Source organism: Hahella sp. HNIBRBA332 (genome assembly GCF_030719035.1).
Classification (GTDB): Bacteria; Pseudomonadota; Gammaproteobacteria; order Pseudomonadales; family Oleiphilaceae; genus Hahella.
Genome location: NZ_CP132203.1, coordinates 6,262,166 through 6,275,100, shown reverse-complemented (window position 1 = coordinate 6,275,100; position 12,935 = coordinate 6,262,166). Strand labels below are relative to the sequence as shown.

The window sequence follows — 12,935 nt, the reverse complement described above, 5'->3', positions numbered from 1 at the left end:
TCGCGTTTCTCACTCATCCTTTCGAAGTCCTCCAAGAACGCCCGGTTCCCCCCCCGCCCTACTCCGGCGAATCCCTGGCGACGAGGGAGCAGACCTGTCGTTTTTGCGGTTATTCTGCCTGAACGGCGGCGGCTATTTTGCCCAAAAGGCGAAGCCTTGTCCGCCAGCGAATAATAACTCCACACTCCCTTTTGCATTCAGGCGGTAATCCTATGTCCAAGTCCGTATTGGTCGTCGGCGGCGCATCTTTCAACACTCTGATTCATTTGGATAACTTCCCGCAACCCCAGCCTCAGACCCTGCTCGCCAAAGGCAGCTATCAGGCGGTCGGCGGCACTGGCGCCGGCAAAGCGTTCAACCTTAAACAGTTGGGCATGGATGTGCGTCTGCACATGATTCTCGGCAAAGACGAAGCCGGCCACGCCATCCTGCGGGAATGTCGGCGCCGCGATCTGCCCTGCATTGTCGAACTGATCGATGAACCCACGGAACAGCATACCAACCTGATGGCCGCCGACGGCGGACGCATTTCCATCTTCACGCATCCTTCCGCGGACGAGGCGCCGCTGCATTGGAGTGACCTGGACCCGGCGCTGAAGCAGTGCGATATCGCCGCCGTCAGCATACTCAACTACACCCGACCGGTGTTGGCGCGGGCGCGAGAGCTGGGCAAACCGCTGTGGATTGACCTGCATGATTACGACGGCGCCAACCCGCATCACGATGAGTTTATTCAAACGGCGGACGCCCTGTTTCTGTCCAGTGATAATTTTCCGGACTACCGCGCTTTCATGGCGCAGCAAGTGGCCGCCGGCAAGGAGTTTGTGGTCTGCACTCATGGCGCACAGGGAAGTACGGCGCTGGACGACGAGGGGAACTGGTATGAACAGGGTATTGCGGAAGGATTTGAGCTGGTGGACAGCAACGGGGCCGGCGACGCCTTCTTCAGCGGTTTTCTCTACGGCTATTGCCAAGGCTGGGACATGCGCCGCCGTTTACGGGCGGGAACCCTGGCGGCGGCGTTTTGCATTACCTCCACGCAGCTAGCGTCGGACCTGCTCTCAGCGGCGGCGCTGGAGCAGGACCATCTGTCCGCGCAGGATCAGAACTGAGCTTTCAATGACAGGTAATAACGGCGACCGTCTTCATTGATTTCATAGCTCTGCTCGCGATCCACTTGTTTGTCCGCCAGGTTCAGCACGCCGGCGCCGACGGAGAAATAGTCGTTGATCGCGTACAGGGATTGCAGATCGAAGGTGACGTATTCCGGCAGCTTGATCAGCTCGGTGCCATCCCGGGAAATATAGGCGTATTGCTCGCCCACATAATTGCCGGTCAGCCCCAGATCCCATTGATCGCTGACGGACCAGCCCAGCTTCACCGTCCCGGAGTGACGCGGACGATACAGCAGGGGCTTGGCGTCCTGGCCGTCGCTGACATCCTTGGCGTCCAGGTAGGTGTAGCTGGCGCGCACATCCAGATCCGTCGTCAGGTTATAGCGGAATGACGCCTCGACGCCTTCCGTCTTCACTTTACTGACGTTCTGGTAGGCGAATATCGGCCGCCCATCGGGCAGGAAGCCGACAAAGTTATCGAAGGTCGGGGCCAGATCCGGGTCGCGGGTGCGGCTGGAGATATCGATCATGTCTTCGATATCGTTGCGGAAGACAGTGAGCGCGCCGCCCCATTCGGAATAGTCGAAGCGCACGCCGATTTCCTTGCTCTCGCTGGTTTCCGGCTTCAGTTCGTCGGAGCCGACGATATAGCATCCCGCTGTGGCGCTGCCGCAGGAAGCGGAGCCCCAATTAGGACTGTTCTGCAGCAGCGTCGGCGCGCGAAACGCCTTGCCCCAGCCGCCTTTCACGCTGATTTCATCGCTCAGCAGATACACCAGATACGCCCGTGGGCTGTTGTGATTGCCGAAGTTTTCATGGTGATCCAGACGGTTGCCTAAAGTCAGCAACAGGTCGTCCCGCAGCATGAACTCGTCTTCAATGAACAGCGCCTGTTGTCTGACATCAGTGGAATCGGATTGGCCGAAGGAGTCCGTCCCCGGTCTGCCCGTCAACGTGGAAGGGTCTTTCAGTTTCTGATAGCGCGCTTCCGCCCCCAGGGTCAGGGTTTGCGCCCAGGCGTCGATGGGCAGGGTCACCCGGCCGTCAATGCTGGCGTTGTGCGCCTTATTGGGATTGGTTTGGCCGCCAATGTTGCCGGTGTTGTTCTCGATGCGATCGCCATACACCTTGATTTCAGTATCGCCGAAGCTCCATTTGCCTTTGTGGGTCAGCGCCACGCCGAGGCGGTCGAGATCCTGTTCATCGTGCTCCCGGGAGGAGCTTTCCAGCGCCAGACTGACATTCTGCGTAGCGCTGGCGGCCCAGGTCAGTTCGCCGTTCAGCGCGTGGTTGTCGTTCCTGGCGAAACCGTCCAGCGGTTCGCCGCCGCTTTCCGGGTCTGGGTTCACTGCGCCGTCAGCTTCGCGGCGATCCACGCTGCCGTAGACCTTCACGCCCAGACTTTTCTCCGCCAACGGGCCGCTGACATAAAAGCCCAGCTTGCGGCTGTCGCCAGCGGCGCTGTCTTCCTGCACAACCGTATCCACCGTGACAGAGCCATGCCACTGCTCGCTCACCGGTTTAGTGATGATGTTAATCACCCCGCCAATGGCGTCGGAGCCATACAGCGAAGACATGGGGCCGCGAATCACTTCGACTCTGTCGATGGCTTCGACGGGAATCCAGCCGGTATCGAAATCGTTGCCGCGAAACACCGCCGACGTGCTGTCCACGCGACGTCCATCGATCAGCATCAACACATAGGCGCGGTCCAGACCGCGCAATTGCAAGGTGCGGCGGTTGGCGTTCCCACTCACAGTGACGCCCTCGATCTCCCCCAACGCATCCACCAGATCATGCACCGGTTTCGCCTGCAGTTCGTCACCGCTGATAACACTGACGCTGGCCGGCGCCGTCGCTTCATCCTGGCCTTTACCCGAGGCGGTCACCACCACCGGCTGCAATAACTGGGCGCTTCCCTGGGTTTCCGCCGCAGCGGCGGAGGCGGCGACAAGACCACAGGTTCCGTATAACGCCAAAGAGCGAACGAGCATACGATGCGAACTGTTTTTCATGACTGCTGTTACCGATAAAACTGAAATGGAATATTGCGAAGCAAACCGCGCCGGGCGCGTCTTCGGAGGCGACGTCGGAATGACAGCGGAAATCAGGCGACTCCAGAAATGGAAGTGCGTCAGAGTCCGCAAATACTGCGGGAGGCGGAGTGACGGCGCGCTGTCCTTACGAGCGGGCCCAGACTATTGCAAATGATAATCATTGTCAAATGACAATAAGTCGTCTTACAGGTAGACTCTTTTTTTCCTGTAGAACAAGCGACTAGCCCCCAAGGTAGTAGACGACGCGTGACCCCGCATTCCCCCAGATTCCCTGTCCACGAATCCGCAACGCCTGCGTTGGCGGCGTTGCTGAGGCAATACCAGATCGTCGGGGTCGGCGACGCCCATGGCGTGGAGGCGATCCTGCAATGGCTTATCGACTGTTTGCTGCGCCCGGATACCGCGCCATTGTTGGACACCATCGTCGTTGAGTTCGCCGCCGCCTGCAGTCAGCCTCTGTTGGACGCCTATATCGCCGGCAAACCAGGACTTGAAGACAAAATCGACGCCGTTTGCGGCGATACCCTGCATTTTTGCGCCTGGTTCGCCGAGGTTTACCGACGTTTTTTTCAAGCGGTGCGACACATCAATCAACGCCTGCCAGCGCCCCGAATACGCGTATTGGCGGCGGACCCGCCTATCGACTGGCGCGCCGCCGACGCTGGACGCCAGTGGCGAGAGGCCAACCAGCGACGGGAAGTCCACTATCAGGGGTTGATTGAACAGGAAGTCATCGCACGCAATCGGCGCGCGCTGTTGATCTTTGGCGCGTTCCACCTGCTTCGCGGTTACCCATCTGGCGCTATGCCGGGAATGCATACACAGCCAGCAACAAACAACCCGCCAGGAATAAACGGGTCGCCCCTGGCCAGCCGCTTGCGCAACCTTGATCCGGGGCAGAGTTATTATCTCTGGCCTCATTTCGGCCATCGCCCCGATGTCACGGCAGTCGCACAACGTGAAAACTGGCGGACGCCCGCGCTGGTTCACACCGCCCGCAGCGCCTTGGGCGCTCTGCCATTCGCCGCGCTCAGTCAACGGGTTCCTTATCTCGCCGAACGCCCTGTGCGGGAGCTGTTCGACGGCTATCTGTTTCTCGGCGCCGCCCACAAACGGAAGACTTTTCCACGCTGCGGCGACAACCCGTTGCCGCTGGCGGAGATGCGCCGACGCGCGCAGCTACTGCCGCCGCCGCATCGCCAGCGCTTTCTCGCCGCCATCGACGCAACTCAGAACGTTGACGACGCTGGAGCTTAGTCGGTTTTTGGTAAAGTCAGACCGGTGAAGACTGCCCTCTGGACGAATCAATACGTCTAACAATCGGTTGCAAATAATAATCAATATCAAATAACATTGATTTTCTTTCGCGAAGGCGGACGTCCCGTCCGTTTCCCTTGCGATGCGCGCCGCTCCTGCCTGGCGGTACGTAAATCAGGTCCGAACTTGTCATTTTCCACCCTGTGGGACAAGAAAATTTCTCTTCAAATGAGAATTATTTTCATTTAGATTATATTTTACATTTCTTAACGCGGGGCGGCTCACCGGTTCTGAGGAGCAGCCTGTCTGATAACCAGTCACCTAAGGAGCAGGCATGAATGACTTGACGTTGCATCTGGAACCACAGGCGGATGATCAAGCGTTTCTCCAATTGCTGAAAAAACATCTGACGGAAACTCCTTTTTTCTTCTCCTCACCCCGGCAAACCCTGATGACCGCCGGCGTCTTCGCCCGTCTGGGCGCTGGAGATCTGAATGAAGCCATCCCCGCCGCCCTGCGCGAGGCCAGGGAACAGGGTATCGAAGATCCCATGGTGGTCGGCGCCGCTCCTTTCCTGCCAGGGGAAGCGCCCATGCTGACTGTGCCTACCCGGTCCTGGCGTCGTCGCGACGTGGTTTCCGGGCGCACCGGCGTCATCACCGATTTCGGGTCTTATGAGGCGAAGGAAGTACCATCCGGCGCGGGCTACAAACAAAGCGTGAACAGCGCGTTGGAGCATATTCGCCGCGGCGACATCAGCAAAGTGGTGTTGGCGCGTTCCCTGGAACTGCGCGCTGACCGTCCTATCGACATTGTACAGTTGCTCACCAATCTGCGCCGCGCCAATCCGAAAGGGTATAACTTCGCCGCCAATCTGGCGGATGCGGCCCATCCCCGCCGTTTTCTGGTGGGGGCCAGCCCGGAGCTGCTGGTTTCGCGCAGTGGCATGCGCGTATTCGCTAATCCGCTGGCGGGTTCCGTCGCGCGCAGCCCGGACCGCAAAGAAGACGCCCGCCGCGCCGGCGCGTTGCTGCAATCGGAAAAAGACCTGCATGAACATGCTGTCGTGATCGACGCGGTGGCCAAAGCGCTGGCGCCATTCTGTCGCAATCTGGATGTGCCCAGCACGCCTTCACTGACGCAAACGCCGACGCTGTGGCACCTGTCCACGGAAATCACTGGCGAGCTGATCGATCCGGCCATCACCTCTTATGCTTTGGCGCAGGCGCTGCACCCCACGCCCGCCGTGTGCGGTTATCCCACGGAGCGCGCCAGGGAATTGATTGGTGAACTGGAGCCCTTTAACCGGGGCTTTTTCACAGGTATGGTCGGCTGGAGCGACGCCTCCGGCGACGGTGAATGGGCCGTCACCATCCGCTGTGCGGAAGTGGAGGACCGCCTGCTTCGCCTTTACGCAGGCGCAGGCGTAGTCGAAGGCTCCGACCCACAGAAAGAACTGGATGAGACCTCCACCAAGTTAAAGACCATGCTGAACGCCATCGGCCTCGACAGCCATGCGTCCGCGCCTACCCGCGTGGAGATCGCCTGATGTCCGCGAGCATGGAGCAGATCGAACTCACGCCCTGGCCCGCTGCGGAGGCGGAGCTGTACCGCGTCGCCGGCTACTGGACCGGTGACGACCTGGGAAGCATTCTGAGCCGCGGCGCTCAGGCGTTCGGCGACCGCACCGCGGTGATCGCCGGCGAGCGTTCCTGGACTTATGGCGATCTTAACGCCAGGGCGGATCAGTTGGCATCAGGATTAATTACCCTCGGAATTACTCCGGGTTCCAAGGTCGTGGTGCAACTGCCTAACATCGGCGAATTCATTGAAGTGATTTTTGCGCTGTTTCGCCTGGGCGCGGCGCCGATCATGGCCCTGCCCACCCACCGCTACGCCGAGATCAGCTACTTTTGCGAATTCGCCGACGCCGTCGCCTATATCGCACCGGCCAAAAGCGGCGGGTTCGACTATCGCGATATCGGCGGGAAATTGAAAAACGAGCGCCTGGTGCAGCATGTCATCATCGCCGGCGACGCGGGAGACTTTGTCCCTCTCGACGGTTTATTCCAGGAACCCTGTTCACTGCCGGAGATCGATCCTTCCGCGATCGCGCTGTTGCAGCTGTCCGGCGGCACTACCGGCATGTCCAAGCTGATTCCGCGCACCCACGACGACTATCTGTACAGCGTGCGCGCCAGCGCCGAGATTTGCGAGTTGTCGCCGCAGACCGTGTACCTCTCCGTGCTGCCCGCCGCGCATAATTTCCCGCTCAGTTCCCCGGGCGTCCTGGGCGTTCTGTTCGCAGGAGGAACCGTGGTGCTGTCCGAGTCCGGCGCGCCGGATATCGCGTTTCCGTTGATCGCCCGTCACCGGGTCACCATGACCGCCATGGTGCCGCCACTGGCCCTGGCCTGGATGACCGCCTGCGACAATCTGAAGAACGCCGGTTCGCCGCCGGATCTGTCCAGCCTGCAGGTATTGCAGGTGGGCGGGGCCAAGTTTACTGAAGAAGCCGCCCGCCGCGTCACGCCGGTCCTAGGCTGCAAGCTGCAGCAGGTATTCGGCATGGCGGAAGGCCTAGTGAACTACACCCGCCTGGACGACGACATCGACACCGTCGTCACCACCCAGGGTCGCCCGATTTCGCCGGCGGATGAAGTGCGCATCGTGGACGAGGACGACCAGCCGGTAGCGCCTGGCGCCACCGGGCTATTGCTGACCCGCGGTCCCTACACGATTCGCGGTTATTTCAAGGCGGCGGAGCACAACGCCAAATCCTTCACCGCCGACGGTTTCTATCGCACCGGCGATGTAGTGCGCCTGACTGACGCCGGTTATCTGGTGGTGGAAGGTCGCGCCAAAGACCAGATCAACCGGGGCGGTGAAAAAGTGGCCGCAGACGAGCTGGAGAACCATTTGCTGGCGCACCCGCTGGTGCACGACGCCGCTGTCGTGGCGATGCCGGACCCCTACCTTGGCGAGCGCACCTGCGCCTACGTCATTCCGCAGACTCATGCCGCCGCGCCGGGGCAACGCCCGCGCCCGCAGGATCTGCTCAAATTTCTGCGCGAGCGCGATCTCGCCGTGTTCAAGATCCCAGACCGCATCGAGTTCGTCGACGCCTTCCCCAAAACCCGTCTGGGCAAGGTGGACAAGAAGGCGTTGCGGCAGATGATCGCGGATAAGATCGCGCCGCCCACCATGGCTTAAACCAGAACAAGATTTAGGTTGATAAGGACCCCTATGGCTATTCCAAAAATCGCTGATTATTCCCTGGCGAACGCATCCGCCCTGCCAAGCAACAAGACCGACTGGACTATCGATCCGTCGCGGGCGGTGCTGCTGGTGCACGACATGCAGCGTTATTTCGTTAACTTCTACAATCTGGACGGAGAGCCCATGGGCCCTCTGCTCGCCAATATCCAGGCGCTGAAGGCGGCCTGCAAAAAAGCCGGCGTGCCCGTGGTGTATACCGCCCAGCCTGGCGACCAGACGCAGGAAGACCGTGCGCTGTTGACGGATTTCTGGGGAACCGGTCTGGCGGCCGATCCCAACCTGACCGACATCGTGGCGGAGCTGGCGCCGGAAGACGACGACATCCAATACGTGAAATGGCGCTACAGCGCGTTCAAACGCACGCCCCTGCTGGATTACATGCGTGAAAACGGCAAAGACCAGCTCATCATCTGCGGCGTCTACGCTCACATCGGCGTGCTGGCCACCTCACTGGAAGCCTTCATGCTCGACATCAAGCCTTTCGTGGTGGCGGACGCCGTCGCCGATTTTTCCGAACAGGAACAGAAAATGGCGTTGAACTATGTGGCGCAGCGCTGTGGCCACGTCGACCCACTGGAAGTGGTGCTGGCGGCGCTGAACGGCGCAACCGCCAACACCGCGGCCGCTCCAGCCGAACCGTTGAGTCTGGAAGCCCTGCGTCGCGACGTCGCCGCCATTCTGATGATGAGCCCGGAAGACGTGGACCCGGAAGAGAATCTGATGTACATGGGACTCGACTCCATTCGCGTCATGTCCCTGCTGGAAAACTGGCGCGCCCGCGGCGCCGACATCACCTTTGTGGATCTGGCGGAGTCGCTGACCATCAGTGAATGGTGGCGCACCATCGAACCACGCCTGACGACGACGGAGGCCTGAGATTGATGACCACTCCGGCCGAGACGTTGATCAAAGGATTGTCCGCCGCGCAGAACGGGATATGGCTGGGCCAGCAGATCAACCCCGCCAGCCCCATGTACAACGCGGCTGAATATGTGGAATTGCGCGGACCGCTGCACATCCAGCTGTTTGAGCGCGCGTTGCGCCAGGCGTTGATCGAAGCGCCTGCGCTGCACGCTACCTTCCATTCCGGCGCCAGGGAAACGGCGCAACGTCTGCACGCGCCGGAGTTCGTCCTGGTGCAGAAAGATTACAGCCACTTCGAAGCGCCGCTGGAGCAGGCGCGCCTGTGGATGCTGAGCGATCTGACCGCCACTGTGGACCTGTCGCAAGGGCCGCTGTTCACCCAGGCTCTGATCAAACTCGGCGACGACCACTACTGCTGGCATCAACGCATCCATCATATCGCCTGCGACGGTTTCGCCTTCGCCCTGTTGTCGCAACGGGTGGCGGAAATCTACAACGCCCTGGCGGCCAACCCGGAAACAGACCCCGCCACGGTGGGACGCGCCTTTGGCGACTACGATAAAGTGCTGGAGGAAGACCTGCGCTATCGCCAATCACCGGCGTTCGCCAAGGACCGGGATTTCTGGGCAGGCTATCTGGAAGGCCAGACGCCGCCCGTCAGCCTCAGCCGCTCCAACGCGCCCATCGCCGACATGGCGACGCGGGTGGAGCGCAGCCTGCCGGCGGAGTTGATCAAGCGACTGCAAACCGCGGCCAGCGCGGTCGGAGCCACGTGGTCGGATGCGCTCACCGCCGCCACCGCTTATCTGATTCATCGCCGCACCGGCGCCCGCGAAGTCACGCTGGGCGCGCCGGTCATGGGACGCATGGGCTCCGCGTCCCTGCGCGTACCCGCCATGGTGATGAATATTATTCCTCTGCGTCTGCAGGTCGCTGGCGTGGATTCCTTTAAAGACCTGGTGCAACTCGCTGCGCAGCAAACCCGTCTGACCCGCATGCATCAGCGCTACCGCTATGAGCAGCTGCGTCGCGACCTCAATCGCGTGGGCGGTGATCAACGTCTGTTCGGCCCGGTGGTGAACATCATGCCGTTCGACCGCCATGTGGAATTTCAGGGCTGCGTCTCCCGCACTCATAATCTCTGCGCCGGTCCGGTGGAGGACTTGTCCTTCGCCTTTATTCTGAACAAGGACGGCGGCCTGCGTTTCGATCTGGACGCCAACCCGAACCGTTACAGCCAAACCGATTTGCAGAACATTCAGCAGCAGATGCTGACGTTGCTGGAGCAGGTCGCAGTCGATATGGAGCAGCCCATTCAGGTTGATCGTGATGCGCTGTCCTGGCTGCAGGGCCCCGCCACCAGCCAGACGCCGCAACCTGTTCTCACTGCGTTGCGCCAACGCATTATGACAACCCCGCAGGCCATCGCCCTGCAGGCGAACGGGCGTTGCCTCAGCTATGAAGAGCTGGGCGAGCGCGTTACTGGAATTGCCGAACGCCTGCGACAATCTGGAGTGAATCCGGGTGATATCGTCGCCCTGGCGCTGCCTCGCAGCGAAGGCGCCATCGTGACGGCGCTGGCGACCTGGGCCGCCGAAGCCGCGTTCGTTTTTCTGGATCCGGCCGCGCCCATCGCCCGCAATCGCCTGATCATTGAAGACGCCCGCCCCGCTTTGGTGGTGACGGAGAACTCGGACTCCGAGTTAAACGTCGACGCCAACTCGCCGGTAGTGAGTCTGGCGGCGTTATCCCTGGACGCAGTCAGCAAAACAGTACTGTGGCCGGAGTCGACGACACAGGCGGGCCCCGCTTACCTGATCTACACCTCCGGCTCTACCGGCGCGCCGAAAGGCGTGGTTATCGGACATCAGGCTCTGGCGGAGTTCGTCGCCGGCGCCATCGACGCTTACGCCGTCACCGCTTCGGATCGCGTACTGCAGTTTGCGCCGCTGCATTTTGACGCCTGCATCGAAGAGATTTTCGTCACCTTGGCGCAGGGAGCGCGCCTTATTCTGCGCAATGACGCCATGTTGGAATCCGCTCCGCGCTTTCTGGAGCAATGCCGCCAATGGGGCGTCACCCTGTTGGATCTGCCCACGGCGTACTGGCATGAGCTGGCGTTCGGCTGCGCGACGGCGTCGCTGGAACTCCCACCCAGTCTGCGCGCTGTCATTATCGGCGGCGAAGCGGTATTGCCGGAGCGGGTGGCGCAATGGCGCGGCTGTTTCGGCGACCGCATCGCCCTGTACAACACTTACGGCCCCAGTGAAGCCACGGTGGTCGCCACCAGCGCGAACCTCAGCGCTGACGCAGGCGTCATCAGCATCGGCCAGCCTCTGGGCGGTCGCGCCGTCGCGGTAGTCAATCCAGAGATGGAACTGCTGCCGCGGGGCGAGGAAGGCGAGCTGTTGTTGCTCGGCGGCGGACTGGCCGACGGCTACCTCAATCTGCCGGAGAAGACCGCAGAAAGCTTTATCCAGGCGCATTTCCCCTGGGCCAAACAGCCGCAGCGCGCCTATCGCAGCGGCGACCGTGCGCGTATCAATGCGCAAGGCAATGTCGAGTTCCTGGGACGTTTGGATGATCAGATCAAGATCAGCGGCCATCGCATCGACCCACTGGAAATTGAGTCTGCGCTCAGCGCCCTGCCCGGCGTACAGGAAGCCGCCGTGACACTGAGCCAGCAAGGTAACGGTGTGAAGTGTCTGGTGGCGCATCTGGCGGGACAGCCCTACGCCATCGCAGAATTGCGGGAGGCGCTTAAATCCAGGCTGCCGGCGGCGATGACGCCATCTGCGCTGGTCATGCATGAGCGCCTGCCCAAAAACGCCGCCGGCAAGGTGGACCGCAAGCAGCTCAACGCGATCGAAACAGCATCTACAAGCGACTTGCCTCAAGCTGAGGCCAGCGCGGAACAGCAACTCATCATTGATGTCTGGCGCGACGTGCTGGGCCAAAGCGCCATCAAGCCGGAAGACGACTTCTTTCTGCTGGGCGGACAGTCCCTGCAATCCATTCAGGTGGCCAACAGACTGAGCGCGCGCATTGGCCGGGAAGTGCCGGTCACTTTGATTTTTCAAAGTCCGACCGTCGCCGCGCTGGCTCAGGCGTTGTTTGCGACGGATGACGCGCAGCCGCAATCACGGGACTTGCTGGAACAGATTCTGGCGGACTGCGATGCTTTCGCTCAATCCCTGCCGCCGGCGCCGGCTGTTGCATTCGACCTGAGCGCAGCGCCCAGGCAGATATTGCTCACCGGGGCCACAGGGTTCGTCGGCGCGCAATTGCTGCATCAACTGCTCTATCAAACCGACGCCGATATCCTGTGCGCCGTGCGCGGCGCCACCGACGCCGAAGCCTTCTATCGTCTGGAGCAGGCGATGTCGGAACAGGGCCTGCCCTGCAGCGCGTTTCGGCGGGTGCGCGTGCTGCTTGCGGATATGGAAAAGCCGCGTCTGGGACTGTCCGTGGCGGATTTTGAACAGCTCGCTCAGCACATTGACGCAGTCATCCATAACGCCGCCGTCACCAGCGTCATGCGCGACTACCAATCCCTGCGCGCCGCCAATGCACTGAGCACCGGCGAGTTACTCAAGCTGGCCGCCGTGCGGGGCGTTCCCCTGCATCTGGTGTCCACCATCGCCGTGGCGCCGCCGGCGTCCGCCGCCCCCAGCCTGCGCGAGGACTTCACGCCCATTCATGACGGGCTGGGCGACGGCTATCAACAGAGCAAGTGGGCCTCCGAACGCATGGCGGAAATCGCCCGCGACAAAGGCTACCCCGTCAATCTGTATCGACTCGCCCGGGTCACCGGCGCCTCCGATTTTGGCTACATCAACGCCAAAGATCTGGTGTGGAGCATCATTCAGGCGGGGATGCGCAGTGACGCATTGCCGGATCTGCCTATCAGCGAGCCCTGGACGCCAGTGGACGCGGTGGCGCAATTCATCGTCGCCGACGCTATGTCCCGCCCGGGCGGCGGCGTTTACAACGTCACCCCGCCCCAGGACGTCAGTCTGGCGCGCATTTTCGGTTGGCTGCGGGAGTACGGTTTCGACTTCGACACCCTGCCGCTATCCCAGTGGAGCCAGCGCGTCAAAGAAAGAGGCGCGGAAGAGGATCAGGCGATCCTGGGCTTTTTTGAACAACGCAGTCATGACGCCGGCGCGCCCAGTTTCGAGCCCGGCGGCATCGACAACGCCAAATTTCGACAACGTATGGAGGAGCTGGGCCTGACGATGCCTGTCATCGATCAGCCCCTGTTCCACCGCTATCTGCAGTACGCCATTGAATCGGGCCTGTTGCGCACCGCAAACCGGACCGCTGTGAATAAACCCTAATTGATCTCATCACGAGGATAACT

The 12,935-nt window shown here is 61.2% G+C and carries 7 protein-coding genes; 6 read left to right on the top strand and 1 reads right to left on the bottom strand.

The features are described 5' to 3' along the window. Positions 1-212 precede the first annotated feature (212 nt). Positions 213-1,112, top strand: a complete 900-nt coding sequence (locus tag O5O45_RS27820; protein ID WP_305902561.1) for a carbohydrate kinase family protein — start codon at positions 213-215, stop codon at positions 1,110-1,112. On the opposite strand, the gene O5O45_RS27815 is transcribed toward O5O45_RS27820, so the two are convergent. Then, positions 1,103-3,130, bottom strand: a complete 2,028-nt coding sequence (locus O5O45_RS27815) for a TonB-dependent receptor domain-containing protein (protein ID WP_305902560.1) — start codon at positions 3,128-3,130, stop codon at positions 1,103-1,105. The genes O5O45_RS27820 and O5O45_RS27815 overlap by 10 nt on opposite strands. 288 nt (positions 3,131-3,418) lie before the next feature. Here O5O45_RS27815 and O5O45_RS27810 point away from each other — a divergent pair, with 288 nt between their 5' ends. From O5O45_RS27810 to O5O45_RS27790, 5 genes are all read left to right on the top strand, one after another. Then, a complete protein-coding gene (locus O5O45_RS27810) occupies positions 3,419-4,429 on the top strand; it encodes a hypothetical protein (protein ID WP_305902559.1) in 1,011 nt (336 codons plus the stop codon). Positions 4,430-4,763: 334 nt separating this feature from the next. Beyond that, complete coding sequence (gene dhbC / locus O5O45_RS27805; RefSeq protein WP_305902558.1) at positions 4,764-5,978, top strand: isochorismate synthase DhbC; 1,215 nt, start codon at positions 4,764-4,766, stop codon at positions 5,976-5,978. Further along, the gene (locus tag O5O45_RS27800) at positions 5,978-7,642 is read left to right on the top strand and encodes a (2,3-dihydroxybenzoyl)adenylate synthase (protein WP_305902557.1); all 1,665 of its coding nucleotides are present in this window, start codon (positions 5,978-5,980) and stop codon (positions 7,640-7,642) included. The genes dhbC and O5O45_RS27800 overlap by 1 nt, the downstream gene beginning before the upstream one ends. Before the next feature lie 33 nt (positions 7,643-7,675). Then, positions 7,676-8,584, top strand: coding sequence for an isochorismatase (locus O5O45_RS27795; RefSeq protein ID WP_305902556.1), 909 nt, complete (start codon positions 7,676-7,678; stop codon positions 8,582-8,584). A gap of 5 nt (positions 8,585-8,589) precedes the next feature. Next, complete coding sequence (locus tag O5O45_RS27790; protein WP_305902555.1) at positions 8,590-12,912, top strand: amino acid adenylation domain-containing protein; 4,323 nt, start codon at positions 8,590-8,592, stop codon at positions 12,910-12,912. Positions 12,913-12,935 lie beyond the last annotated feature (23 nt).